At 72.6% G+C, this 24,305-nt stretch carries 22 protein-coding genes; 14 read left to right on the forward strand and 8 right to left on the reverse strand.

The window, feature by feature from the left end:
• Nucleotides 1-2,427: a ThuA domain-containing protein gene (locus tag MTR79_RS12470; protein ID WP_348538695.1), complete on the reverse strand. Its 2,427-nt coding sequence runs from the start codon at nucleotides 2,425-2,427 to the stop codon at nucleotides 1-3.
• A gap of 282 nt (nucleotides 2,428-2,709) precedes the next feature.
• On the opposite strand from MTR79_RS12470, the gene MTR79_RS12475 reads away from it, so the two are divergent.
• The 4 genes from MTR79_RS12475 (at nucleotide 2,710) to MTR79_RS12490 (ending at nucleotide 6,131) form a co-directional block, all read left to right on the forward strand.
• On the forward strand, nucleotides 2,710-3,699 hold the full coding sequence (locus tag MTR79_RS12475) for a multicopper oxidase domain-containing protein (protein ID WP_086701295.1): 990 nt from the start codon (nucleotides 2,710-2,712) through the stop codon (nucleotides 3,697-3,699).
• Nucleotides 3,700-3,787: 88 nt separating this feature from the next.
• Nucleotides 3,788-4,828, forward strand: a complete 1,041-nt coding sequence (locus tag MTR79_RS12480; protein WP_086701297.1) for a LacI family DNA-binding transcriptional regulator — start codon at nucleotides 3,788-3,790, stop codon at nucleotides 4,826-4,828.
• Between the two features lie 109 nt (nucleotides 4,829-4,937).
• On the forward strand, nucleotides 4,938-5,732 hold the full coding sequence (locus MTR79_RS12485; RefSeq protein ID WP_244790181.1) for a VOC family protein: 795 nt from the start codon (nucleotides 4,938-4,940) through the stop codon (nucleotides 5,730-5,732).
• Nucleotides 5,733-5,882: 150 nt separating this feature from the next.
• Complete coding sequence (locus MTR79_RS12490; RefSeq protein WP_048460172.1) at nucleotides 5,883-6,131, forward strand: WhiB family transcriptional regulator; 249 nt, start codon at nucleotides 5,883-5,885, stop codon at nucleotides 6,129-6,131.
• A gap of 15 nt (nucleotides 6,132-6,146) precedes the next feature.
• Here MTR79_RS12490 and MTR79_RS12495 read toward each other — a convergent pair whose 3' ends face one another.
• From MTR79_RS12495 to MTR79_RS12510, 4 genes are all read right to left on the reverse strand, one after another.
• On the reverse strand, nucleotides 6,147-7,121 hold the full coding sequence (locus MTR79_RS12495; protein WP_175447469.1) for an acyl-ACP desaturase: 975 nt from the start codon (nucleotides 7,119-7,121) through the stop codon (nucleotides 6,147-6,149).
• 153 nt (nucleotides 7,122-7,274) lie between these two features.
• Nucleotides 7,275-8,051: a dimethylargininase gene (gene ddaH, locus MTR79_RS12500; protein ID WP_048460174.1), complete on the reverse strand. Its 777-nt coding sequence runs from the start codon at nucleotides 8,049-8,051 to the stop codon at nucleotides 7,275-7,277.
• 153 nt (nucleotides 8,052-8,204) lie between these two features.
• A complete protein-coding gene (locus tag MTR79_RS12505; RefSeq protein WP_244790183.1) occupies nucleotides 8,205-10,469 on the reverse strand; it encodes an excinuclease ABC subunit UvrA in 2,265 nt (754 codons plus the stop codon).
• Between the two features lie 10 nt (nucleotides 10,470-10,479).
• Entirely contained in the window at nucleotides 10,480-12,102 is a 1,623-nt protein-coding gene (locus MTR79_RS12510; protein WP_086701304.1) for an ABC-F family ATP-binding cassette domain-containing protein, read from the reverse strand.
• Nucleotides 12,103-12,423: 321 nt separating this feature from the next.
• Between MTR79_RS12510 and MTR79_RS12515 the strand changes: the two genes are divergently transcribed.
• On the forward strand, nucleotides 12,424-13,038 hold the full coding sequence (locus tag MTR79_RS12515) for a GPP34 family phosphoprotein (RefSeq protein WP_086701305.1): 615 nt from the start codon (nucleotides 12,424-12,426) through the stop codon (nucleotides 13,036-13,038).
• A gap of 72 nt (nucleotides 13,039-13,110) precedes the next feature.
• On the opposite strand, the gene MTR79_RS12520 is transcribed toward MTR79_RS12515, so the two are convergent.
• Nucleotides 13,111-13,524, reverse strand: a complete 414-nt coding sequence (locus tag MTR79_RS12520; RefSeq protein ID WP_102637472.1) for an SsgA family sporulation/cell division regulator — start codon at nucleotides 13,522-13,524, stop codon at nucleotides 13,111-13,113.
• A gap of 234 nt (nucleotides 13,525-13,758) precedes the next feature.
• Here MTR79_RS12520 and MTR79_RS12525 point away from each other — a divergent pair, with 234 nt between their 5' ends.
• The 4 genes from MTR79_RS12525 to MTR79_RS12540 all read left to right on the forward strand — a co-directional run bounded on the left by MTR79_RS12525 (nucleotide 13,759) and on the right by MTR79_RS12540 (nucleotide 16,276).
• Nucleotides 13,759-14,889 (forward strand): oxidoreductase, encoded by a 1,131-nt coding sequence (locus MTR79_RS12525; RefSeq protein WP_244790185.1) that lies wholly within the window; start codon nucleotides 13,759-13,761, stop codon nucleotides 14,887-14,889.
• Between the two features lie 92 nt (nucleotides 14,890-14,981).
• On the forward strand, nucleotides 14,982-15,305 hold the full coding sequence (locus MTR79_RS12530) for a hypothetical protein (RefSeq protein ID WP_048460178.1): 324 nt from the start codon (nucleotides 14,982-14,984) through the stop codon (nucleotides 15,303-15,305).
• Between the two features lie 80 nt (nucleotides 15,306-15,385).
• Nucleotides 15,386-16,090: an endonuclease V gene (locus MTR79_RS12535; protein ID WP_048460179.1), complete on the forward strand. Its 705-nt coding sequence runs from the start codon at nucleotides 15,386-15,388 to the stop codon at nucleotides 16,088-16,090.
• A 48-nt stretch (nucleotides 16,091-16,138) separates the two neighbouring features.
• The gene (locus MTR79_RS12540) at nucleotides 16,139-16,276 is read left to right on the forward strand and encodes a hypothetical protein (RefSeq protein WP_163041165.1); all 138 of its coding nucleotides are present in this window, start codon (nucleotides 16,139-16,141) and stop codon (nucleotides 16,274-16,276) included.
• Nucleotides 16,277-16,581: 305 nt separating this feature from the next.
• On the opposite strand, the gene MTR79_RS12545 is transcribed toward MTR79_RS12540, so the two are convergent.
• Nucleotides 16,582-17,760 (reverse strand): saccharopine dehydrogenase NADP-binding domain-containing protein, encoded by a 1,179-nt coding sequence (locus MTR79_RS12545; protein ID WP_244790187.1) that lies wholly within the window; start codon nucleotides 17,758-17,760, stop codon nucleotides 16,582-16,584.
• 90 nt (nucleotides 17,761-17,850) lie between these two features.
• Here MTR79_RS12545 and MTR79_RS12550 point away from each other — a divergent pair, with 90 nt between their 5' ends.
• The 4 genes from MTR79_RS12550 to MTR79_RS12565 all read left to right on the forward strand — a co-directional run bounded on the left by MTR79_RS12550 (nucleotide 17,851) and on the right by MTR79_RS12565 (nucleotide 22,985).
• Nucleotides 17,851-18,252 carry an MmcQ/YjbR family DNA-binding protein gene (locus tag MTR79_RS12550; RefSeq protein WP_189366439.1) on the forward strand — a complete coding sequence of 134 codons (402 nt, stop codon included), beginning with the start codon at nucleotides 17,851-17,853 and terminating at the stop codon, nucleotides 18,250-18,252.
• A gap of 146 nt (nucleotides 18,253-18,398) precedes the next feature.
• The gene (locus tag MTR79_RS12555; RefSeq protein WP_244790189.1) at nucleotides 18,399-19,559 is read left to right on the forward strand and encodes a CaiB/BaiF CoA-transferase family protein; all 1,161 of its coding nucleotides are present in this window, start codon (nucleotides 18,399-18,401) and stop codon (nucleotides 19,557-19,559) included.
• Nucleotides 19,556-20,770 (forward strand): acetyl-CoA C-acetyltransferase, encoded by a 1,215-nt coding sequence (locus MTR79_RS12560; RefSeq protein ID WP_244790191.1) that lies wholly within the window; start codon nucleotides 19,556-19,558, stop codon nucleotides 20,768-20,770. Before MTR79_RS12555 ends, MTR79_RS12560 begins: the two co-directional genes overlap by 4 nt.
• Nucleotides 20,771-20,804: 34 nt before the next feature.
• Nucleotides 20,805-22,985: a 3-hydroxyacyl-CoA dehydrogenase NAD-binding domain-containing protein gene (locus tag MTR79_RS12565; RefSeq protein ID WP_244790193.1), complete on the forward strand. Its 2,181-nt coding sequence runs from the start codon at nucleotides 20,805-20,807 to the stop codon at nucleotides 22,983-22,985.
• Nucleotides 22,986-23,013: 28 nt separating this feature from the next.
• Here the strand turns inward: MTR79_RS12565 and MTR79_RS12570 are convergent, their stop codons facing one another.
• The gene (locus tag MTR79_RS12570) at nucleotides 23,014-23,730 is read right to left on the reverse strand and encodes a MerR family transcriptional regulator (protein ID WP_048460185.1); all 717 of its coding nucleotides are present in this window, start codon (nucleotides 23,728-23,730) and stop codon (nucleotides 23,014-23,016) included.
• Between the two features lie 97 nt (nucleotides 23,731-23,827).
• On the opposite strand from MTR79_RS12570, the gene MTR79_RS12575 reads away from it, so the two are divergent.
• Complete coding sequence (locus MTR79_RS12575; RefSeq protein WP_244790195.1) at nucleotides 23,828-24,292, forward strand: macro domain-containing protein; 465 nt, start codon at nucleotides 23,828-23,830, stop codon at nucleotides 24,290-24,292.
• The last annotated feature ends 13 nt before the right edge of the window (nucleotides 24,293-24,305 follow it).

Here is a 24,305-nt window from a genome sequence, read left to right on the forward strand (position 1 = left end):
TCACTGCGTCCCCCTCGCCAGCTGGCCGGCGGCCGGGGTCGGCCCGCCGCCCGTGTAGGTGACCCGCCACAGCGCGGACCTGGCGTCGGAGGTGAAGAACCCACGCCCGTAGTCCAGCACATAGAGCGCACCGTCCGGACCGAACGTCCAGCCCATCAGGTTCTTGATGCCGTCGTTGCCGACCGGCACGATCTTCTTCAGGGACTCCGAGTGCACCGGCAGACCGCCGTCGCCCTGCGTCCTTGGGTCCATCAGCACGGCGTTGCGCGGCTGGTCGGCGTCGTAGAAGTCGCCGACGAACCACTTGCCGTCCCAGTAGGCGGGCCACTTGACGTCACTGGACTTCGTGTCGTCGTAGCGGTAGACCGGTCCGTTCATCGCGGCCTGCCCGCCGCCCTTGAGCCAGGGCAGCCGGTACGTCGCCTCGTCCTGCTTGTAGGACGGGACGCCGTTCTCGTCGCGTGGGAAGTCCGGACCGCCGCCCTGCGGCGCGTACCAGATGTTGTTGCCGGTCACCGGCGGCAGGTTGACCAGGCCGTCGTTGTTCGGCGACTCGTTCTTCGGGTGGTCGCAGTCGTACCAGCCGAGCGGCTTGGACGGGTCGGGCAGATTGCGGTCCCGGTAGGGCTGCTTGTTGCCCATGCAGTACGGCCAGCCGCGGTTGGACGCCTTGGTGATGACGGCGAACGTGTCGTACTTCGCCGGTCCCCAGGTCGTCGACGGGGCGCCCGCGTCCGGGCCGACCCAGCCCGCGTAGAGGACGTCGGTCTCCTTGTCGACCGAGATCCGCGCCGGGTTGCGCACGCCCATCACGTAGATCTCGCCGCGGGTCTTGCCGCCGCCCTCGTCGGTCTCCTTGCCGGTGAACAGGTTGCCCTCGGGGAGGGTGTACGTGCCGTCCGGCTCAGGGTGGATGCGCAGGATCTTGCCGTTGAGGTTGTTGGTGTTGCCGGCGGTGCGGCGCGCGTCGGCGAAGGACACGCCCTTGTAGTTGGGCTGCGGGTTGTTGCCCGAGTAACCGTCGCTGAAGCCGCTGGAGTTGTTGTCACCGGTGGCGATGTACAGGTTGCCCTTGGAGTCCCAGGCCATCCCGCCGCCCGCGTGGCAGCAGCTGTGGATCTGCACCGGCCACTTCAGCAGCACCTTCTCGCTGCTCGGGTCCAGCTTGCCGGTGGCGTGGTCGAGCGTGAAGCGGGAGACCCGCCGCTCGGCCATGCGCTTGTCCCGGTCGATCCCCGAGTGCGGCGTCCAGTGCAGGTACACCCACCCGTTCTGCGCGAACCCCGGGTCGAGTTCGATGCCGAGCAGGCCCTCCTCGACCTTGGTCAGCTCGTCGCCGCCGCCCTTGTTGCCGAAGACGGTGAGCGCCCCGGCGAGCGTGACCTTCCTGGTCTCCGGGTCGTAGACGTGGATCTCGCCCTGGCCCTTGCCGACATTCGGATCGTTCCAGTCGGTGACGACCGGCTGCGAGGCGTCGGCGCCGCCCCGGCCGATGTAGAACACCCGGCCGTCGGGCGCGGTGACCAGCCCGTGCGGTTCGCCGATCTGGTCGTTCTGCCCCGGCTGGTTGGGCCGGGTGAGCCGCTCCGCCTCGTAGTTGCCGGTGATGGTCGCCTTGCAGTCGGCCCGCACCAGGCGGGTGGTCCACAGCAGGGCGCCGCGCAGATGCGCGCGGAAGTCGGTCTCGTCGTAGGACGACACCGTGCCGCCCATGCCGGTGTAGAAGGAGCGGCCGCCGTCGTAGTCACGGCACCAGCTGACCGGGTGGTCCCAGCCGTTGGCTCCGGCGCCGGGCCTGTAGGTCGACTCGCGTACCCGGGCCACCGTGTGGACGTCGCCGGACGGGTTCTTCACCCAGTTCAGCCACTTGTCGGGCCGCTTCCATTCCAACGGCAGGCTCTTGGTCGCCGGGTGCACCCGGTCGCCGACCTCCACGGTCGCCCGCTGCACCGTGGCCTGCCCCGCGGCGGGCCGGGCGCCGATCAGACCGGTGAACCAGTCCGAGTACGGCTCCGCGCGGGCCGCGTCGTGCAGTCCGACGAACCCGCCGCCGGCCTCCATGTAGGCCTCGAGGCCCGCTTCCTGCTCCGGGTCGAGGACGTCGCCGCCCCCGGTGAGGAACACGACCGTGTTGAAGCGGCTCAGCTTCTTGTCGTTGGTGAAGACCGACGGGTCGCCGGTGGCGGTCACCGTGAAGCGCTGGTCCTCCGGACCGGTCAGCCCGATCCGCTCGATCGCCGCGATCCCGGCGTTCACCAGAGGCGATTCGTCGCCGCCGGCCGCCGAGCCGTGGAACAGCAGCACACGTACGTTGGCGCCGCCGGGCGGCGACTTGATGGACATCGTTGTCAGGGACGGATCCGGGGCCGTGCGCGCGCTGGCGGCGGGACCCGACAGCAGGCCGGCGGCGACGACACCGGCGGCCACGGTGGCGGCCCAGGCGCGTCGTCTTGTTCTCGTCCTTCGTGCGTTCGAGGTACTCGTTGTGCTCAACCCGCCTGTATACGGGGGTTCTTGATGCGATGTGGACCGCACGTGGCCACCCACCCCTCCTCGGTCGCAGCAACAGCGACAAGGAAGCTAGACCTCTTTGCGTCAGACGCCAATACCTATCGCAGCAAAGAAACGAACTTTGTCCTGAGTGTGGATAAACCCCGGGGTGACCGCTACGGTTTCACAGGTTCATGACAGCCACATGGGGAGTTCGGCATGGACAGACGCGGTTTCAACCGACGGGTACTCCTGGGCGGCGCCGCGGTGGCGACGACATCGTTGTCCGCCGCATCGGAGGCCGCGAGCGCCGCCGCGACGGCCAGGACCGCGCCCGCCGGGGGCGAGGTACGCCGGATCAAGATGTACGCCGAACGCCTCGACGGCGGGCAGATGGGCTACGGCTTCGAGAAGGGCAAGGCGACGATCCCCGGCCCGCTGATCGAGCTCAACGAGGGCGACACCCTGCACATCGAGTTCGAGAACACCATGGACGTCCCCGTCAGCCTGCACGTCCACGGCGTCGACTACGAGATCTCCAGCGACGGCACCCAGCAGAACAAGAGCGCCGTCGAGCCCGGCGGCACCCGCACCTACACCTGGCGCACCCACAAGCCCGGACGGCGCGAGGACGGCACCTGGCGGGCGGGCAGCGCCGGCTACTGGCACTACCACGACCACGTCGTCGGCACCGTGCACGGCACCGGAGGCATCCGCAACGGGCTCTACGGCCCGGTGATCGTGCGCCGCAAGGGCGACATCCTGCCGGACGCCACCCACACCGTCGTCTTCAACGACATGACGATCAACAACAAGCCGGCGCACACAGGGCCCGACTTCGAGGCCACCGTGGGCGACCGGGTCGAGATCGTCATGATCACGCACGGCGAGTACTACCACACCTTCCACATGCACGGTCACCGCTGGGCGGACAACCGCACCGGCATCCTCACCGGGCCCGACGACCCCACCCGGGTCGTCGACACCAAGATCTGCGGGCCCGCCGACTCCTTCGGCTTCCAGGTGATCGCGGGGGAGGGGGTGGGCGCGGGCGCCTGGATGTACCACTGCCACGTCCAGAGCCACTCCGACATGGGCATGGTCGGCCTGTTCCTGGTCAGGAAACCGGATGGAACCATCCCCGGCTACGACCCGCACGAGCACGCCCACACCGCGTCCTCGGAGGAGAAGTCCGGGCACGCGCACTGACGGACGGCCCGCACGCGGCGAGAGCGCTCTCGCCGCCGGGCCGGTCGGGGCTATCCTTTCGGCCAACCGCCAGGTGAGGAGCCCCGAAGTGAGCGAGAGCGCGCCACGTCCCACGCTGGAGGCCGTGGCCGCGCGGGCCGGGGTCTCCCGGGCCACGGTGTCCCGTGTGGTCAACGGCTCCGACGGGGTGCGCGAACCCCTGGCCGAACGCGTCCGGCGCGCGGTGGACGAACTCGGCTACGTCCCCAACCAGGCTGCCCGCAGCCTCGTCACCCGGCGCCACGACGCGGTCGCCGTCATCGTGGCCGAACCGGAGACCCGCGTCTTCGCCGACCCCTTCTTCGCCCGGCAGCTGCGCGGTATCAGCAAGGAACTCACCGCCCACGACAACCAGCTGGTGCTGCTGCTCACCGAGGACCGCGAGGACCACGCGCGCGTCGCCCGCTACCTGGCCGGCGGGCACGTCGACGGCGCCCTGGTGTTCTCCCTGCACATCGACGACCCCCTGCCCGGACTGATCCGGAGCGCCGGACTGCCGACGGTCTTCGGCGGCCGTCCGCACTGGAACGGCGGCGAGGACGGCGTCCGCCACGTCGACACCGACAACCGGGGCGGCGCCCGCGAGGCCGTACGGCATCTGCTCGGTCTCGGCCGCCGCCGGGTCGCGCACATCACCGGCGCCCTCGACCAGACCTCGGCCGTCGACCGGCTCGACGGCTTCCGGGACGTCATGGCCGACCCCGACCCGGCGCTCGTGGAAGAGGGCGACTTCACCGCCGCGAGCGGCGAACGGGCGATGCGCGCCCTGCTCGCCCGCCGCCCCGACCTGGACGCGGTGTTCGCCGGCAACGACCTGATGGCGGCGGGCGCCCTGCGGGCCCTGCGCGACCAAGGCCGGCGCGTGCCCGACGACGTCGCCGTGGTCGGCTTCGACGACATGCTGCCGATCGCCGAGCAGACCGAGCCCCCGCTCACCACGGTCCGTCAGGACATCGAGGGGATGGGCCGCCTGATGGCCCGCCTGCTGCTGCGCGACCTGGACCGCGGCACCGCGCCCGCCGAGAGCGACGTCGCCGGGCCGTCCGGGGTGGTGCTGCCGGTCACGCTGGTCCGCAGGGACTCGGCCTGACCCCGGGTCCACGATCGGCCGCGGGCCGTCCGGGTGCCGTACGGGCGATTGTCGGTGGGGGGTGGAAGACTCGGCGGAGCAGGCGACGGGACTCCCCTCAGGAGGCACCATGCTCACCACCCGCTTCGTCGACGGCGCGCCCTGCTGGATCGACGTCACCACGCCCGATCCGGAGGGTGCCGCGTCCTTCTACCGCGCCCTGTTCGGCTGGACGTACCGCTCCGCGGGACCCGAGGGCGGCGGCTACGGCTTCCTCGAGCGGGCGGGCCGGATCGTCGCGGGCTGCGCCCCGCTCACCGGCGACCAGGACCCGGCCGCCTGGACCGTGTACGTCCGCAGTTCCGACGCCGACGCCACCGCCGACGCGGTCCGCAAGGCCCGGGGAAGCGTGCCCGCGCCGCCGGTCACCGTGGGGGAGCAGGGCCGGTCGGCTGTCCTCGCGGACCCGATGGGCGCCGCCTTCGGCGTGTGGCAGCCGGGAAGGCGCGCGGGACTGGAGTCGGTCGGCGAGGCGGGCAGCCTCTGCTGGGCCGAGCTGTACACGCCGGACATCGCCCGCGCCGCCGCCTTCTACCACGCGGTCCTCGGCTGGGAGACGTCCGCGGTGAGTTTCCCCGGCGGCGTCTACACATCGGTCAGCCCGCAGGGGACGGAGGAGGAGGGCGCGTTCGGCGGGATGGTGCCGCTCGCCGACGACCCCGTCGAGGCGGCGGAGAGCCGCCCGCACTGGCTGCCGTACATCGGCGCCGAGGACCCGGACGCCGTGGCCGCTCGCGCCGCCGAGCTGGGCGGCCGGGTGCGGATGTCCCCCACCTCGATCCCGGGCGTGGGCCGCCTGGCCCGCCTGGAGGACCCCTACGGCGCGCGCTTCGCGGTGCTCAGGGGCGACCCGCGCGAGACCTGATGCCCGGCGCGCCGCCGTGCGCGACCGGGGCGCGGGGCGCCATCGTCGTGGCCGCCGCGCGGTTTCCGCCTGGTTGGGGCCGCCGCCCCGGGGCCCGGCGTTGATGCCGCGTTGATCGAACGTTTTTCACGCTCGGGCACGCTTTTGGCCATGCACACCGACACGTTGACGCCGCCCGACCTCTCCTGGCAGGAGGAGGCGCTGTGCGCGCAGACCGGGGGAGACTTCTTCTTCCCCGAGCCGGGCAGCTCGGTCCGCGAGGCCAAGCGCATCTGCGGCCTGTGCCCGATCCGCGCCACCTGCCTGGAGTACGCCCTCACGCACGACATGCGCTTCGGCGTATGGGGCGGCCTGTCGGAGAAGGAACGCCACGCCCTGCGGCGCACCGACTCCCGTTAGGCCGCCCCGGCGGGTTCAGCCGGCGGCGCGGGCCGCCATCCGGGCCTTGCGGGCGGCGAGCTTCTCGTCGAACTTGCGCGCCTCGGCGTCCAGCCCGCCGAGGAACAGACCGAGCTCCTCCTGCGCCTTCAGGCCCTCCGGGCCCAGCCCGTCGATCTCCATGATCTTCAGGAAGCGCAGCACCGGCTGCAGCACGTCGTCGTGGTGGATCCGCATGTTGTAGACCTCGCCGATCGCCATCTGGGCGGCGGCGCGCTCGAAGCCGGGGATGCCGTGGCCGGGCATGCGGAAGTTCACGACCACGTCGCGCACCGCCTGCATCGTCAGGTCGGGGGCGAGCTCGAACGCCGCCTTCAGCAGGTTCCGGTAGAACACCATGTGCAGGTTCTCGTCGGTCGCGATGCGCGCCAGCATGCGGTCGCACACCGGGTCGCCGGACTGGTGGCCGGTGTTGCGGTGCGAGATGCGGGTGGCCAGTTCCTGGAAGGCCACGTAGGCGATCGAGTGCAGCATCGAGTGACGGTTGTCCGACTCGAAGCCCTCGCTCATGTGGGACATGCGGAACTGCTCGAGCTTGTCCGGGTCCACGGCGCGCGAGGCGAGCAGGTAGTCGCGCATCACGATGCCGTGGCGGCCCTCCTCGGCGGTCCAGCGGTGCACCCAGGTGCCCCAGGCGCCGTCACGGCCGAACAGGGAGGCGATCTCGTGGTGGTAGCTGGGGAGGTTGTCCTCCGTCAGCAGGTTCACCACGAGCGCGATCCGGCCGACCTCGGTGACCTTCGACTGCTCCTTGTCCCAGGCCTCGCCGTCCTCGAAGAAGCCCGGGAAGTTCCGCCCGTCGCTCCACGGCACGTACTCGTGCGGCATCCAGTCCTTGGCGACCTTCAGGTGCCGGTTGAGCTCCTTCTCGACCACTTCCTCCAGCGCGTACAGCAGCCGGGCGTCGGTCCAGACGGAGGGGCTGTCGATGTGGGCAGGAGTGAGTGTCACGGGTGGCTCCAGGGGACGGGGACATGCGGACGTGCCGGCGAGCGGTGCCGGACAACCTACGGCATCGTAGGCTACGTACCCGTAGGTTACGAAGCCGTAGGCTAAGGGCGCCGTAAAAGGCCGCTGACCAGCGAGGTCCCGACCCGCCGCCCCTCAGGCGTACAGGTCCCGCAGCCGCACCGACAGGCAGGTCACGCAGCCCTCGAGCTTCTCGAACTCGCCGATGTCCACCGGCACCGGCTCGTACCCGAGATCCGCGTACAGCTCCGCCGTCCTCGGCGCGCTCGCCGCCATCAGCAGTTTGTCGCCGCCCAGGCACACCACGTGCGCCCCGGACGGCTCCGGCACCGGCAGGAACCGCGGGAACAGCGACGGGGCGTCCATGTGCGGGACGTACCCGACGGCCGTCCCGTCGGGCAGCGCGGTGACCGCCGACTTCAGATGCAGCACCTTGGCCACCGGCACGGCGACCACCCGCGCGCCCAGCGGCTCGAACGCGGCCCGCACCTGCTGCACCCCGGCCGCGTCGGTGCGCCCGCCGCGGCCCACGTACACCGTGTCGCCGATCTTCAGGACGTCACCGCCGTCGAGCGTGCCCGGCTCCCACACCCAGTTCACCGAGCAGCCCAGGGACGCCACGGCCTCCTCGACCCCGAGGGTCTCCGCACGCCGCGACTCCGCGCCGGAGCGCGCGATCAGCGCCACGTTACGGAACATCACCACCGTGTCCTCCACGAACACGGAGTCCGGGCAGTCGTCGGCCGGGTCCACCTCGACGGTCTCCCAGCCGTGCGCCCGCAACGCGTCCGTGTACGCCTCCCACTGCCGCACGGCGAGATCGACGTCGACCTCCCCCCGCTCGACGTGGGTCACCAGCCCTTCGGCGAGGCTGGACGCGGGACGGCGGACGAGGGCCTTCTTGCTGGGCACGGGTTCGCCTTTCGGATCGGACGTGCTGGTTCTCGGGGGCGTCTCAGCCCGTGCGGGGCCGGCCGGCCGCGGGCCCCGGCCCCGCCATCATGCAGTCCGCCGCCCGAGGGGACCACCCCGGGCCCCGATGAGATGAACCACGGGTAACCCGGTTCAGCCCACGGCCCGCCGCAGATGCTCCCCGGTGTAGGACCCCGCAGCCCGCAGCAGCTCCGCCGGCGTGCCCTCGAACACCACCCGGCCGCCGTCGCGCCCGCCGCCCGGACCCAGGTCGACCACGTGGTCCGCGTGCGCCACCACCTGGAGGTTGTGCTCGACCACGATCACCGTGCCGCCCGCGTCCACCAGCCGGTCCAGCAGGCCGAGCAGCCCGTCCACGTCCGCCATGTGCAGCCCGGTCGTCGGCTCGTCCAGGACGAACACCGCGCCGTCCCGGTGCAGCCGGGTGGCCAGCTTCAGCCGCTGCCGCTCGCCGCCGGACAGGGTGGACAGCGGCTGGCCCAGCGTGAGGTAGGTGAGACCGACGTCCCGCAGCGCGCGCAGCCGTCGCCGTACGCCCGGGTCGTGGAAGAAGTCCAAGGCCTCGCCGGCGGTCATCTCCAGCACGTCGGCGACGGACCGCCCGCCGACGGTCAGCCGCAGCACCTCCTCGCCGAACCGCCGCCCCTCGCAGTCCGGGCAGGTGGTGGTCACCGGGTCCATGAACGCCAGGTCGGTGGAGAGGATCCCCCGTCCGCCGCAGGTCGCGCAGGCGCCGGTGGAGTTGAAGCTGAACAGCCCCGGTTCCGCGCCCGTCTCCCGCGCGAAGATCTTCCGCACCGTGTCCATGATCCCCAGGTACGTGGCCGGGGTGGACCGTCCGGAGATGCCGACGGACGACTGGTCGACCACCACGGCCTCGGGGTGCGCGTCGGTGAACTCGGCGACCAGGGTGCTCTTCCCCGACCCCGCCACCCCGGTCACCGCGGTCAGCACCCCGGCCGGGAAGCACACGGTGACGTCCCGCAGGTTGTTCCGGTCCGCTCCCTTCACCCACAGCTCGCCGGACCGGGCGCGCACCTCGGTCTTCACCTCCGTGCGCCGCCCCAGGCAGCGTCCCGTGAGGGTGCCGGAGGCGGCCAGCTCCGCCGGTGTCCCCTCGAAGACGACCGTGCCGCCCTCGGCGCCACCGCCCGGACCCATGTCGACCACGTGGTCGGCCAGCGCGACGACGTCCGGGTCGTGCTCGACGACCAGTACGGTGTTGCCCTTGTCCCGCAGCCGCAGCAGCAGTTCGCCCAGCCGGTGCACGTCCCGCGGGTGCAGCCCGACGCTCGGCTCGTCGAAGACGTACGTCATCCCGGACAGGCTGGAGCCCAGGTGCCGTACCGTCTTCAGCCGCTGGCCCTCGCCGCCGGAGAGCGTGGACGTCTCCCGGTCGAGGGAGAGATAGCCGAGGCCGATGCGGTCGATCCGCTCCAGCGCGGCGACGGCGGCAGCGGCGACCGGCCCGGCCACCGGGTCGTCGATCTCCCTCAGCACCGGGATCAGGTCGCACACCTGCATCGCCGAGAGCTCCGCGATGTTCCGGCCGTCGATCCGTGAGGCCAGGGCCGCCCGGCCGAGCCGGGCGCCGCCGCAGTCGGGGCAGACGCCCTCGGTGAGGAACTCCCGCACCAGGTCACGGGTCTTCTGGCTCATCCCCTCCAGGTCCCGCTTCAGATACAGCCGTTCGAAGCGGTCGGCCAGCCCTTCGTACTCGGTGGTCCAGGTGCCTCCCGTGCCCTGCACGGTGACCTTGCTGCCGGGCCGCCCCCGCATCAGGAACTCCCGCTCGGCGGCCGTGAACGCGCGCACCGGCTTGAGCGGGTCCAGGTCCTCGCTGTTGGTGTACGCCTGCCCCTGCCAGGTGCCCGGCGCGAACGGCGGGAACCGGACCGCCCCCTCGGCGAGGGAGCGGTCCGGGTCGAGGATGCGGTCCCAGTCCGGCCGCACGGTCCGGCCCAGTCCGTCGCAGCCGGGACACATGCCCGACGGGTCGTTGAAGGAGTACGCGGTCGCCGGGCCCGCGCTGGGGGTGCCGTGCCGGGAGAACAGCACCCGCAGCACCGAGTGCACGTCCGTCATCGTGCCCACCGTCGACCGGGAGTGACCGCCGACCGGCCGCTGGTCGACGACGATCACCGGCGTCAGGTTCTCCAGCGCCCGCGCGTGCGGCCGCTCGTACTTGGGCAGCCGGTTGCGCACGAACCAGGTGTAGGTCTCGTTCAGCTGCCGCTGCGACTCGACCGCGATGGTGTCGAAGACGACCGACGACTTCCCCGACCCCGAGACACCGGTGAACACGGTCAGCCGGCCCTTCGGGATGCGGAGCGAGACGTCCCTGAGGTTGTTCTCGGTGGCCCCGGTGATGACGATGAAGCTGTCCTGCTGGGTCATGCCGTCGACGCTAGGCGGAATACCCGACAGCTTCTGGCGTGATTTCCTTCAGCTCTCCTCCCTCCATCATCAGCCAGCGCGTGATGCCGATCGATTCCAGGAACGGCAGGTCGTGGCTGGCCACGACCAGCGCCCCCTCGAACGACTCCAGCGCCGTGGTGAGCTGCCGGACGCTCGCCATGTCCAGGTTGTTCGTCGGCTCGTCCAGCATCAGCAGCTGCGGCGCGGGCTCCGCCAGCATCAGCGCCGCCAGGGTCGCCCGGAACCGCTCGCCGCCGGACAGCGTCGACGCCTGCTGGTCGGCGCGGGCGCCCCGGAACAGGAAGCGGGCGAGCCGTGCCCGGACCCGGTTGTTGGTGGCGCCCGGCGCGAACCGCGCCACGTTCTCCGCCACCGTCAGCTCCGGGTCCAGGACGTCGAGCCGCTGCGGCAGGAACCGCAGCGGGACGTGCGCCGTCGCCTCGCCCGACACCGGGGCCAGCTCCCCGGCGATGGTGCGCAGCAGCGTCGTCTTCCCGGCGCCGTTGCGTCCGATCAGCGCCACCCGCTCCGGGCCCCGCAGGTCGAGGCCCTTCACCCGGGCGCCGTACACCGGCTCCAGATCCATCAGGGTGAGGACCTGGCGCCCCGGCGGCACGGAGGTGAACGGCAGGTCGACGCGGATCTCGTCGTCGTCCCGCACCGCCTCCACCGCGTCGTCGAGCCGTTCCCTGGCCTCGGCGAGCTTCTCCTCGTGCATGATGCGGTGCTTGCCCGCGGAGACCTGCGCCGCGCGCTTGCGCGCACCCATGACGATCTTGGGTTCGCGTTTCTGCTCCCACATCTTCTGGCCGTACCGCCGACGGCGGGCCAGCTTGACCTGGGCCTCGGTCAGTTCGCGCTTCTGCTTGCGCAGATCGGACTCGGCGGCGCGCACCATGCGCTCCGCCGCCTCCTGCTCCACGGCCAGCGCCTCCTCGTACGCCGTGTAATTGCCGCCGTACCAGTGGATGCCGCCGGGGCGCAGGTCCGCGATCTGGTCGACCAGATCGAGCAGTTCCCGGTCGTGGCTCACCACGATCAGGACGCCCTGCCAGTTCTCGACGGCCGTGTACAGCCGTCTGCGGGCGTACAGGTCGAGGTTGTTGGTGGGTTCGTCGAGCAGCAGCACGTCAGGACGGCTCAGCAGCAGTGCGGCCAGCCGCAGCATGACGGACTCGCCGCCGGACACCTCGCCTACGGTGCGGTCCAGGCCGATGTGGCCGAGGCCCAGTTCGCCGAGCGTGGCCAGGGCGCGCTCCTCGACGTCCCAGTCGTCGCCGACGGTCTCGAAGTGCTCCTCGGCCGCGTCGCCCGCCTCGATGGCGTGCAGCGCGGCCCGCTTCCCGGCGATGCCGAGGGCCTCGTCGACCCGCAGCGCGGTGTCCAGCGTGACCGTCTGCGGCAGCCGGCCCACCTCGCCGGACACCTTGACGGTGCCCTCCGTGGGGGTCAGCTCCCCGGCGATCAGCTTGAGCAGGGTCGACTTGCCCGAGCCGTTGAGTCCGACCAGACCGGTGCGGCCCGGGCCGAAGGCCGCGTCAAGTTCTTCGAGGACGACGGTGCCGTCGGGCCAGGTGAAGGAGAGGGAGTGACAGGTGAGTGAAGCTGACATGCGGGCCTCCGCGGTTGCAGGAGTCGATCAGGGGCACACGCGTATCGAGACACCGCGGGACGACGACCGGCAGCCGGGGAGGAATCCGTGGCATGAGAAAAGCCCCGTTGCGGAGGGACCGCAAGGACGGCTCGAACGCCGAGGTCGCACGCGGCACACACACCTGACCGGTGTGAGGCGGTGTCTCAGAACCTCAGACGAGCAACGTCCTTCTCCCATCGACGGCAACAGAACCGCCGACGACGTTACGCGCGGCCCCACCGGCCGTCAACGCGATTTACGGACACCGTGGACCCCGTGTCCCCGCACCGAGGAGGCCTCGTGCCCAACGGCCCGCTCTCCCTGCCGGCCCGCCTGTGCCTGCTGGCCTGGGATCTCGACCCCACCCGGGCCGCCCCCGTGGTGCGGGCCGGCGCCCTGGCCGATCTCGCGCTGCGCGGCCTGCTGGTCGACGACGACGGCATCGCGACCCCGCGCGACCTGGACTCCCGCACCGGCGACCCGGTCCTTGACGGGCTCCTCGAACTGGTCAGCGAGTCCTTCCCGCACGGCTGGCGCACCTGGGTGACGCTGCACGCCCGGCACACCCTGGACGCGGTCCGCGAGCACCTGGTCGCCGAGGGCGTGCTGCGGGCCGAGAAGCACCGGGTGCTCGGAGTGTTCCCGTCCGTGGACCACGTCCTCACCGACAGGGCCCGGGCGGACGCCCTACGGACCGAGGCCCATCAGGTCCTCTCGGGCGCCACGGCCCCCGGAGAGGTCTCCGTCACGACCGCGACGACCCTCGCCCTCGCCACGGCGGCGGACCTGCTCCTCCCGGCCTCGGGCTCCGTGCCGACCGTGCCGACGGACCCCGGCTTCGCCGCGATCCTCGACGAACTGGAGACGGGCCTGCGCGACGCGGCTCCGGCGGCTTCGCTGCCGAAGGGCCGCTGAGGCACGACGGCCGGCGAACGGCGGACGGCCAGGCACCCCGCGTCACCCGGGGCCTGGCCGTCCGCCGTGAGCTCACGCGTCCCGCATCAGTTCCGCGAGGTCGTGGTCGAGGTCGAGGTGGAGGTGTTCGAGGCCGGTGGGGACGAGTTCGCTCGTCGCCTCCAGGAAGCGGCGCAGTTCGCCGGAGCGGACGTGGATGACGGCCGTGCCCTCCGGGGCGTGGAACTCCATCACCGTACGGCCGTAGCCGTACGGACGCACCCGGACGTCGCCGTCGCCCTCCGGGGCCTCCATGCCCGCCGCGAGCAGGTCACGGGCGAACGTCCAGCACACGTCGACGCCTTCGAGCGTGGCGGGCGCGGGAAAGGTCATGCGGACGGCGAACGGGTCGGCGCCGTCGTAATGGAGCGTGGCGGGGATGTTGGGCATCCGCGGCGCTGCTGCGACCAGGCGGGCCTCTACGGACTGCTCGATGACGGTGGACAACGCCTTGCTCCCTCGTGACGGCTGGGCTGGCTTCCGGGCGGTTCGTGGCTGTCGGCTGCTTGAAGAGACGCTGGAATCGGCCATTCCGTGCGCATGAAGTGCTAGTGACCTCTGTCACCGCCTTCATGCACCCGAGTGACACTCCTCTCCTCCCGTCCCGCACGGGCCGCTTGGGGCGTCGCCGCCGGAGGGCGCTCTGGACGGCGCCCCGCCGGTGGGCTAGCTTCGCCCGCCATGAGGCGCTGGGGAAGTACGCGACGGCTGGGCACGACGGGACGTACGGGACGGCGCCTCCGCCGGGCGACGGCGGCGGCCGCCTGCGCGGCGGCACTCGCCGCGCTCACCGCCGTACCCGCCCGGGCGCAGGGCCCGGCGCACCAGGAGCACGCCCCGCACTGGTCGTTGAAGGACACCGGCGTCGCCCCCGACGTGCGGTTCCGCGGTCTGGCCGCCGTCAGCCGGGACACCGCGTGGGTGGCCGGAACCCTCGGCACCGTGCTGCGCACCACCGACGGCGGGAGGACCTGGCGGGACGTCTCGCCGCCCGGCGCGGGGGAGTTGCAGTTCCGGGACGTCGAGGCGTTCGACGCGCGCCGGGCCGTGGTGCTGGCGATCGGGGAGGGCGAGGACTCCCGCGTCTACCGCACCGCCGACGGCGGAACCACCTGGACCGAGACCTTCCGCAACCCGGACCCCCGCGCCTTCTACGACTGCGTCACCTTCTTCGACCACCGCCACGGCCTCGCCATGAGCGACCCCGTGGACGGGAAGTTCCGCATCCTGTCGACCCGTGACGGCGGCCGTTCCTGGACCGTGCTCCCGGACACCGGCATGCCCCCGGCGCTGGAGGGCGAGGCCGGGTTCGCCGCGAGCGGCCAGTGCCTGGTGTCGTCCGGGCCGAAGGACGTCTGGCTGGCCACCGGGGGAGCGGACCGAGCCCGCGTGCTGCACTCCGCCGACCGAGGCCGCACCTGGACGGCCACCGACGCGCCGGTCCCCGCCGGCGACCCGGCGCGCGGCGTCTTCGCCCTCGCCTTCCGCGACCGCCACCACGGCCTGGCCGTCGGCGGTGACTTCACCCCCGGCCTGCCCTCGCCCGACGCCGCCGCGCGCACCACGGACGGCGGCCGCGGCTGGCGCCCGGCGGCGGGGCCCCCGCCGGCCTACCGTTCCGGCGTCGCCTGGATCCCGCACAGCCGCACCGCCGCCCTCGCCGTCGGCCCCACCGGCACCGACCTGACCACCGACGGCGGCCGTACCTGGCGCACCGTCGACACGGGCTCGTACGACACCGTCGACTGCACGCCCGACCGGGGCTGCTGGGCGGCGGGGGAGCAGGGCAGGGTCGCCCGGCTGGAGCAGTGACCCGGGCCGGGGGCCCTACATTCCGCAGGCCGGGGTACCCGACCGCTGTACGCGACCGAGCGCTCGCCGAGCGCGAGAGAAAGTGAGCGGACATGCCAAGCGGTTCCAGCCCCAAGCGGGAGCGTCAGTACGAGCACATCAAGGAGAGCGCGAAGGACCGGGGTGAGAGCACCGGGCGCGCCAAGGAGATCGCCGCCCGGACGGTGAACAAGGAACGCGCCCGGTCCGGCGAGTCGAAGACCGCCAGCCGGACGTCGACGCAGGACATGTCCTCCGGCAAGCGCGGCGGCCAGCGGTCCGGCAAGGGCTCCCAGGGCCCGACCCGCGACCAGCTCTACGAAGAGGCCAAGAAGCGGAACATCGAGGGCCGTTCGAGCATGAACAAGGGCGAGCTGCAGCGGGCGCTCGGCAAGTGAGGCCCGCGCCTCCGCGCGGAGCCGCGGGCCGGGACGCCCCCCTCCGCGCGGAGTGCCCCGCCCCGTAGGCTCGGGGCACCATGACGACCGTACGCACACCGGCCGGCTGGCCGGCCACCGAGGAAGAGGCCCGCGCGGTCCAGGACGCGCTCCGGGCGAAGGTGGTGCTCGACGAGCCGGGCCCGCCGCCCGGCACCGGACATGTGACCGGCGTCGACGTCGCCTACGACGACGAGCGTGACGTGGTCGCCGCCGCGGCCGTCGTGCTGGACGCGGCCACCCTGGACGTCGTCGCCGAGTCCACGGCCGTCGGCCGGATCTCCTTCCCGTACGTGCCCGGACTGCTGGCCTTCCGCGAGATCCCCACGGTGCTGGCCGCCCTGGAGGCGCTGCCCCGCCCGCCCGGCCTCGTGGTCTGCGACGGCTACGGCCTCGCCCACCCGCGCCGCTTCGGCCTCGCCGGCCACCTCGGCGTCCTCACCGGACTCCCGACGATCGGTGTGGCCAAGAACCCCTTCACCTTCACCTACGACGAACCCGCCGCCCCGCGCGGCAGCACCTCCCCGCTGCTCGCCGGCACCGAGGAGGTGGGCCGCGCACTGCGCACCCGGGACGCGGTCAAACCGGTGTTCGTGTCGGTGGGCCACCGCGTCAGCCTGGACAACGCCTGCGCCCACACCCTCGCCCTGGCCCCCGCCTACCGTCTCCCCGAGACCACCCGCAAGGCGGACGCCCTGTGCCGCCGCGCCCTCCGTGAGGCAGCATCCGCACTCACGGTGGACTGAGTACGCGTACGGATGCCCGAACACCCGTCTGACGGCAGGGTGTTCGCCATGCCGACACACCGCACCACCCGCGCCCCCGCCCGCCCCACCGGCCGAGCCGTCACACTGGGCCTGACCCTCGCGGTCCTGGCGGGCGCGGGGTGGCTCGCGGGCATGATCTACACGTTGATCACCTGGCAACTCTGACCGGGTCCCGTGCGGCACGGGTGCCCGCCCGCAGGCACGACGCCCCACAACCGGCCGAAGCGCCGCTTCGGCCGTCGAGCGCGCTGAGGAGGGGCGCCGGCCACCACGCGCCGACTTCGGCGGAGTGCCGCCCGCCGTGTGACTGGCTGGCACCCGCTCGGCCGGCCCGACGGCCGCAGCTCGAACCGACCCGTCGGCGGCAGCACCTGACGCTCACCTCCCCGCAGGCCGCGCACCCCCGCGGGGAGCCCGCAGACCCACGTGGCTCCGTGAGCTGTCACCCCCCAGCCGCCGCCAGGCGCTCCTCACCGCACCGCCGCCACCCGGAACCGGATCCCCGCATTCTGGAGGCGGCCGATCAGGGCGTCACCCATCGCCGCCGCCGTCGTGACCTGGCCCGACGTCGGGGGGAGGTCGTCCAGGGCCAGGCTCAGCGCGCTCTCGGCGAGCATCTTCGCCGTCTCGTCGTAGCCGGGGTCGCCGCCCGAGACCTCCGTGTAGACCCGGCGGCCGCCGCCCTCGCCGACGAAGCGGACCGTGAACCAGCTGCGCGCCCTCTTCTCGGGGCTCGGTCCTTCGCCGGGCTTGAGACGGGCGGACAGGGCGCGGCGCAGCGGCGGGACCTGGGCCGCCGCGATCAGCGTGCCGACGGCGGCCACCCCGCCCAGGGCCATCGGCAGACTCCGCACCGCGGCGTAGTGGCGGTAGCGGAAGTCCGGGCCGTAGCGGGCCAGTGCCTTCGCCGAGCGGCGCACGATCCGGCCGTCGATCGTCGGCAGCGGAAGCGCCCAGGCGCCCACCTCCGGCGCGTAGCGCGGGGCGCCCGTCGGTGCGGAGGTGCGGCGGCCCACCAGCCGGGGCTCGTGGCGCCGGCGGTCCCGAGCGGCGGCCCGCAGCGCGCCCGGCCGGCCGAACTGGTTCAGCGCCGAGGCGAAGGTGCCGCCCGAGAAGGCCGCGTCGGCGGTGACGTACCCGTCGACCGTCAGCGGCACGTCCTCCGGCAGTTGCCGCACCGTGAAGTACGCGCCCAGGTCGTGCGGCACCGAGTCGAAGCCGCAGGCGTGCACCAGACGCGCCCCCGTCTCCCGCGCGCGGGCGTCGTGGCGGACGTACATCAGGTCCACGAACTCCGGCTCACCCGTCAGGTCGGCGTAGTCCGCGCCGGTGTCCGCGCAGGCGGCGACGAGTTCCTCGCCGTACTCCACATAGGGACCCACCGTGGTGGCGACCACCCGTGCCTGCTCGGCGAGGGCGCGCAGCGTGGCCGGCTCGGACACGTCCGCGCGCAGCACACCCACCTTCTCGCCGCCGGGCAGCCGCTCCCGCAGTGCCTCCAGCTTCCGTTCACCGCGGCCCGCGACCGCCCAGCGCAGTCCCTCCGGCGCGTGGGCGGCCAGGTACTCCGCGGTCAGCGTCCCGGCGAAACCGGTCGCTCCGAAGAGCACGATGTCGTACGGACGGTCCGTCCTGCTCAGCCTGCTCATGACACCCCTTGGTCGTGCAGCCGCGCCGCTGTCGGTGGCCGAGGCTAGCGTGAGGGGTGCGGAGCCCGACGACGAGCCCGGAGGTAAGCGATGGCCGTGCCACGGAACGCCCTGCGGAAGTGGGAGAAAGTGCGCGACTGGGCGCTGCGCCTGCCGGGCGCCGTCGAGGAGCACCCCTGGGGCGACACGGTCGCCAAGGTCGACCGGAAGGTGTTCGTCTTCCTCGGCGTCGACGACGGGAGTCACCCGCTCGGGGTCACCGTGAAGCTGACGGACGAGACGGCGCACGCCCACGCGCTCGCCTGCCCGGGCGCCGAGCCCGCCGGGTACGGCCTCGGCAAGGCCGGCTGGGTGCACGTCCCGCTGGAGCCCGCGGGCGCCCCGGCGGCGGAGCTGCTCTGCGACTGGGTCGAGGAGAGCTATCGCACGGTCGCCACCAAACGCCGGGCCGCCGAGCTGGACGCGCGGGCGGCGGAGCGGGCGGGTCGGTGAGACGGCCCGCCCACGGCCGCGACCGGTCCCGCAAGCCGCCCCGGCTACTGTGGCCAAGCGCTTGCTCGCCCGCCCTTGTGCCGGGTGCGCGGTGTTCTTAACATCGCAAGTGTTACACCAGGAGTGTCACAGCCGATGGGGGCTCGATGACGGAGGCGACGGCGCCGGACCACGGCCCGCTCACCGGCGTGCGCGTGGTCGAGCTGGCCGGCATCGGCCCCGGCCCGTTCGCGGCCATGCTCCTCGCCGACCTGGGCGCCGACGTCGTACGCGTCGACCGCCCCGGCGGCCCCGGAATCGGCATCGACCCCGCCCGCGACATCACGAACCGCAACAAGCGCTCGGTGGTCGTCGACCTCAAGACGTCCGACGGCGTGAAGCACGTCCTCGACCTCGCCGGGCGCGCCGACATCCTGATCGAGGGCTACCGCCCCGGCGTCGCCGAGCGCCTCGGCGTCGGCCCCGAGGACTGCCTGGCCCACAACCCGCGCCTGGTCTACGGCCGGATGACCGGCTGGGGCCAGGAAGGCCCCCTCGCCGACCGCGCCGGACACGACATCGGCTACATCGCCGTCACCGGCGCCCTCGGCATGACCGGCGAACCCGGCCGGCCCCCGGTCGCCCCCGCCAACCTCCTCGGCGACTACGCCGGCGGCTCCCTCTACCTGGTCGTGGGCGTCCTCGCCGCCCTGCACCACGCCCGCGCCACCGGCGCGGGACAGGTCGTCGACGCCGCCATCGTCGACGGCACCGCCCATCTCACGTCGATGATCCACGGCATGCTCGCCGCCGGCGTCTGGCAGGACCGCCGCGGGGCGAACCTCCTCGACGGAGGCTGCCCCTACTACGGCACCTACGAGACCGCCGACGGCGCGTACATGGCTGTCGGCGCCCTGGAACCGCGCTTCTACGCCGAGTTCCTGCGCCTGCTCGACCTCCCCGGCCTCGAAGGGGCGCACGCCGACGTCACCCGCTGGCCCGATCTGCGCGCCCGGGTCGCCGAGCGGTTCGCGTCCCGCACCCGCGACGCCTGGACGGCCGTCTTCGAGGGCACCGACGCGTGCGTGGCGCCGGTGCTGTCGCTGCGCGAGGCCCCGCACCACCCGCACCTCGCAGCCCGCTCCACGTTCACCGACCACGCGGGCATCACCCAGCCCGCACCCGCGCCGCGGTTCTCCGCGACGCCCGCCACCGTCCGCACCGGGCCCGCCCGGCCGGGCGCCGACACCGAGGACGTGGCCCGTGACTGGGGCGTACCCGGCCTCGTGTCCCCGCCCTCGAACCCTCAGCGAAAGGCCTCCTCGTGAGCACCGAAGCGTATGTGTACGACGCGATCCGCACCCCGCGCGGGCGCGGCAAGGCGAACGGCGCCCTGCACGGCACCAAGCCCATCGACCTGGTCGTCGGCCTGATCCACGAGATCCGCGCCCGCTTCCCCGGACTCGACCCGGCCGCCGTCGACGACATCGTGCTCGGCGTCGTGGGTCCGGTCGGCGACCAGGGCTCCGACATCGCCCGGATCGCCGCCATCGCCGCGGGCCTGCCCGACACGGTGGCCGGCGTCCAGGAGAACCGCTTCTGCGCCTCCGGGCTCGAAGCCGTCAACATGGCGGCGATGAAGGTCCGTTCCGGCTGGGAGGACCTGGTCCTGGCGGGCGGCGTGGAGTCCATGTCCCGCGTCCCGATGGCCTCCGACGGCGGCGCCTGGTTCAACGACCCGATGACCAACCTCGACGTCAACTTCGTGCCGCAGGGCATCGGCGCCGACCTCATCGCCACCATCGAGGGCTTCTCCCGCCGCGACGTCGACGAGTACGCCGCCCTCTCCCAGGAGCGCGCCGCCAACGCCTGGAAGGAGAACCGCTTCGAGCGGTCCGTCGTCCCGGTGAAGGACCGCAGCGGCCTCGTCGTCCTCGACCACGACGAGCACATGCGCCCCGGCACCACAGCCGACTCCCTCGGCAAGCTCAAGCCGTCCTTCGCCGACATCGGCGAGCTGGGCGGTTTTGACGCCGTCGCGCTCCAGAAGTACCACTGGGTCGAGAAGATCGACCACGTCCACCACGCGGGCAACTCCTCCGGCATCGTCGACGGCGCCGCCCTCGTCGCGATCGGCTCCAAGGAGGTCGGCGAGCGCCACGGCCTCACCCCGCGCGCCCGCATCGTCTCCGCCGCCGTCTCCGGCTCCGAGCCGACCATCATGCTCACCGGCCCCGCACCCGCCACCCGCAAGGCGCTCGCCAAGGCCGGGCTGACCATCGAGGACATCGACCTGGTCGAGATCAACGAGGCGTTCGCGGCGGTCGTGCTCCGCTTCGTCAAGGACATGGGCCTGTCGCTGGACAAGGTCAACGTCAACGGCGGCGCCATCGCCCTGGGCCACCCGCTCGGCGCCACCGGCGCGATGATCCTCGGCACCCTCGTCGACGAACTGGAGCGCCAGGACAAGCGCTACGGGCTCGCCACGCTCTGCGTGGGCGGCGGCATGGGCATCGCCACCATCGTCGAGCGCATCTGACCCCCTCCCGACGGATCACCTGGAGCACACCCTCATGAGCAGCGAGTCCACCACCATCCGCTGGGAGCAGGACGACACCGGCGTCGTCACCCTCGTCCTCGACGACCCCAACCAGTCCGCGAACACCGTCAACAAGGCGTTCCGCGACTCCTTCGCCGCGATCACCGACCGCCTGGAGGCGGAGAAGGACTCCCTCCGCGGCGTCATCCTCACCTCCGCCAAGAAGACCTTCTTCGCCGGCGGCGACCTGCGTGACCTGATCCGGGTCACCCCCGACACCGCCCAGGACCTGTTCGACGGCGGCCTGGCCTTCAAGCGCCAGCTGCGCCGCCTGGAGACCCTCGGCAAGCCGGTCGTCGCCGCCATCAACGGCGCGGCGCTCGGCGGTGGTTACGAGATCGCCCTGGCCTGCCACCACCGCGTCGCCCTGGACGCCCCCGGCTCCAAGATCGGCTGCCCGGAGGTCACCCTGGGCCTGCTGCCCGGAGGCGGCGGCGTGGTCCGCACCGTGCGGATGCTCGGCATCACCGACGCGCTGCTGAAGGTGCTCCTCCAGGGCACCCAGTACAACCCGCGCCGCGCCCTGGAGAACGGCCTGGTCGACGAGGTGGCCGAGACCCGCGAGGAGATGCTCGCCAAGGCCCGCGCCTTCATCGACGCCCACCCCGAGTCCGCGCAGCCCTGGGACCGGCCCGGCTACCGCATGCCCGGCGGCACCCCGTCGCACCCCAAGTTCGCCGCCAACCTGCCCGCCTTCCCGGCCAGCCTGCGCAAGCAGACCGGCGGCGCCCCCTACCCGGCTCCGCGCAACATCATGGCCGCCGCCGTCGAGGGCGCCCAGGTCGACTTCGACACCGCGCAGGTCATCGAGGCCCGCTACTTCGTCGAACTGGCCTCCGGACAGACGTCGAAGAACATGATCCAGGCGTTCTTCTTCGACCTCCAGGCCGTCAACTCCGGTGCCGGACGCCCCAAGGACGTGCCCGCCCGCAAGGTCACCAAGGTCGCCGTCCTCGGCGCCGGCATGATGGGCGCCGGCATCGCCTACTCCTGCGCCCGCGCCGGCATCGACGTCGTCCTCAAGGACGTCACCCTGGAATCCGCGCTCAAGGGCAAGGGCTACTCCGAGCAGCTGTGCGCCAAGGCCGTCTCCAAGGGCCGCACCACCCAGGAGAAGGCCGACGCCCTCCTCGCCCGGATCACGCCCACCGCCGAGGTGTCCGACCTCGCCGGCTGCGACGCGGTCATCGAGGCCGTCTTCGAGGACACCTCCCTCAAGCACAAGGTCTTCCAGGAGGTGCAGAACGTCGTCGCTCCCGACGCGCTGCTCTGCTCCAACACCTCCACCCTGCCCATCACCGCCCTCGCCGAGGGCGTCGAGCGGCAGGAGGACTTCATCGGGCTGCACTTCTTCTCGCCCGTCGACAAGATGCCGCTCGTCGAGATCATCAAGGGGGAGCGCACCGGCGAGGAGGCGCTCGCCCGCGCCTTCGACCTGGTCCGCCAGATCAACAAGACCCCGATCGTGGTGAACGACTCCCGCGGCTTCTTCACCTCGCGGGTCATCGGCCACTTCATCAACGAGGGCGTGGCGATGGTCGGCGAGGGCGTCGAGCCCGCGTCGGTCGAGCAGGCCGCCGCCCAGGCGGGCTACCCGGCCAAGGTGCTCTCCCTGATGGACGAGCTGACCCTCACCCTCCCGCGGAAGATCCGCCGCGAGACGCAACGGGCCGTCGAGGAGGCCGGCGGCACCTGGACACCGCACCCGGCCGAGGCGGTCGTGGACCGCATGGTCGACGAGTTCGGCCGCACCGGACGCTCCGGCGGCGCCGGCTTCTACGACTACGACGAGAACGGCAGGCGCGGCCCGCTGTGGCCGGGGCTGCGCGAGCACTTCACGCAGGCCGGGCACACCATCCCGTTCCGCGACATGCAGGAGCGGATGCTGTTCTCCGAGGCGCTGGACACCGTCCGGCTGCTGGAAGAGGGCGTGCTCACCTCCGTCGCCGACGCCAACATCGGCTCCATCCTCGGCATCGGCTTCCCCGGCTGGACCGGCGGCGTCCTGCAGTACATCAACGGCTACGAGGGTGGCCTGCCCGGCTTCGTCGCCCGCGCCCGCGAGCTGGCCGAGCGCTACGGCGAGCGGTTCACCCCGCCCGCCCTGCTGGTGGAGAAGGCGGAGAAGGGCGAGGTCTTCACCGACGCCCGCTGACCGTGGCGGTGGCTCGGCGGGCGGCGGCTCAGCCGTCCTCGTCGAGCCACTCCCGCAGCTCCTCCTTCAGCGACCGCTGGAACGTGGTGAGCAGCGCCTGCACCACCAGCGGATGCATCCGCGCGGACAGGGACCGCCGGTCGCGCGCGTCCCCGTCCGCCACCGCGTCGCGCAGCAGCCGTGACAGTTCCCGGGCCGCCGCGCGGGAGTGCTCGGTGAGCACCGCGCGGGCGGCCAGCACCGACTCGTGCGACAGCGGCACGTCCAGCAGCTCCACCCCGAGGCGCAGCAGCCCGGCGTCCACCCGGAAGAGTTCCTCGCCCGGGCTCGCCCCCGGGGCGCCGGCCCGCTCCACGACGTCCATCGCCGCGAGCCGCTTCAGCTCCTCCTCGCCCAGCGCGCGCCCCGCCCTGCGCTCCAGCTCGGCGCGGGACACCGTCTCCACCGTGCCCGGCGCCCAGGACGCGACCACCGCACGCTGCACGGCCAGGTCCCGCACGCTCAGGTCCGGCGGCAGCTGCGCCAGAAAGCGTTCGATGGCGGCCAGGGTCATGCCCCGGCTCTGCAGCTCCTCGATCAGTTCGAGGCGCGCCAGGTGCTCCCTGCCGTAGCGGCCGACCCGCCGGGGACCGAGCACCGGGGGCGGCAGCAGGCCCTTGGTGCCGTAGAAGCGGACCGTGCGCACGGTGACCCCGGCCCGGGCCGCCAGCTCGTCGATCGTCAGGGCCTCGGTCTCGGTCGTCATGTGGAGCAGTATCGCTGTCCCACCGCCGCTGTGACACCTCTGCTGTCATCCCGCTCGTCGCGGGTGCGCTGTCGGTGCCTCCCGGTACGGTGCCGCCATGGCCGAGATCAGGTACGCGCGGGGTGACGCCACCGTTCCGTCGGTGAAGGGCGTCAAGGTGATCGCCCATGTGTGCAACGACATCGGCGGGTGGGGCAAGGGCTTCGTCCTCGCCCTGTCCCGCCGCCGGCCCGAGCCGGATGCGGCGTACCGCGCCTGGCACCGCGACCGCGCCGCGAACGACTTCGGCCTGGGCGCGGTGCAGCTCGTCCAGGCCGAGCGGTACGTGTGGGTGGCCAACATGATCGGCCAGCGAGGCGTCCGTACCGGCGGCAAGGGCGTCCCGGTCCGTTACGAGGCCATCGACACGGCCCTGGACCGCCTCGCCGGGCACGCGCTGGAGCTCGGTGCGTCGGTCCACATGCCCCGCATCGGCTGCGGCCGGTGGTCCCGTGTCGAGCCGCTCGTGGAGGAACGCCTGGTCAGGCGGGGGATACCGGTCACGGTGTACGACCACGACTGACGCCCCCTCCGAT

Origin of the sequence: Streptomyces sp. BJ20 (assembly GCF_022869105.1) — a bacterium.
Lineage (GTDB): Bacteria > Actinomycetota > Actinomycetes > Streptomycetales > Streptomycetaceae > Streptomyces > Streptomyces griseoincarnatus.

Excerpts from the sequence above, each read along its gene's own strand:
- MTR79_RS12490 (WP_048460172.1), top strand. The coding sequence starts at position 5,883 with ATGCACACCGACACGTTGACGCCGCCCGACCTCTCCTGGCAGGAGGAG.
- MTR79_RS12505 (WP_244790183.1), bottom strand. The coding sequence starts at position 10,469 with ATGACCCAGCAGGACAGCTTCATCGTCATCACCGGGGCCACCGAGAAC.
- MTR79_RS12545 (WP_244790187.1), bottom strand. The coding sequence starts at position 17,760 with ATGAGCAGGCTGAGCAGGACGGACCGTCCGTACGACATCGTGCTCTTC.
- MTR79_RS12575 (WP_244790195.1), top strand. The coding sequence starts at position 23,828 with ATGGCCGAGATCAGGTACGCGCGGGGTGACGCCACCGTTCCGTCGGTG.
- MTR79_RS12510 (WP_086701304.1), bottom strand. The coding sequence starts at position 12,102 with ATGTCAGCTTCACTCACCTGTCACTCCCTCTCCTTCACCTGGCCCGAC.
- MTR79_RS12475 (WP_086701295.1), top strand. The coding sequence starts at position 2,710 with ATGGACAGACGCGGTTTCAACCGACGGGTACTCCTGGGCGGCGCCGCG.
- MTR79_RS12530 (WP_048460178.1), top strand. The coding sequence starts at position 14,982 with ATGCCAAGCGGTTCCAGCCCCAAGCGGGAGCGTCAGTACGAGCACATC.
- MTR79_RS12555 (WP_244790189.1), top strand. The coding sequence starts at position 18,399 with ATGACGGAGGCGACGGCGCCGGACCACGGCCCGCTCACCGGCGTGCGC.
- MTR79_RS12485 (WP_244790181.1), top strand. The coding sequence starts at position 4,938 with ATGCTCACCACCCGCTTCGTCGACGGCGCGCCCTGCTGGATCGACGTC.
- MTR79_RS12540 (WP_163041165.1), top strand. The coding sequence starts at position 16,139 with ATGCCGACACACCGCACCACCCGCGCCCCCGCCCGCCCCACCGGCCGA.
- MTR79_RS12565 (WP_244790193.1), top strand. The coding sequence starts at position 20,805 with ATGAGCAGCGAGTCCACCACCATCCGCTGGGAGCAGGACGACACCGGC.
- MTR79_RS12570 (WP_048460185.1), bottom strand. The coding sequence starts at position 23,730 with ATGACGACCGAGACCGAGGCCCTGACGATCGACGAGCTGGCGGCCCGG.
- MTR79_RS12535 (WP_048460179.1), top strand. The coding sequence starts at position 15,386 with ATGACGACCGTACGCACACCGGCCGGCTGGCCGGCCACCGAGGAAGAG.
- MTR79_RS12525 (WP_244790185.1), top strand. The coding sequence starts at position 13,759 with ATGAGGCGCTGGGGAAGTACGCGACGGCTGGGCACGACGGGACGTACG.
- MTR79_RS12550 (WP_189366439.1), top strand. The coding sequence starts at position 17,851 with ATGGCCGTGCCACGGAACGCCCTGCGGAAGTGGGAGAAAGTGCGCGAC.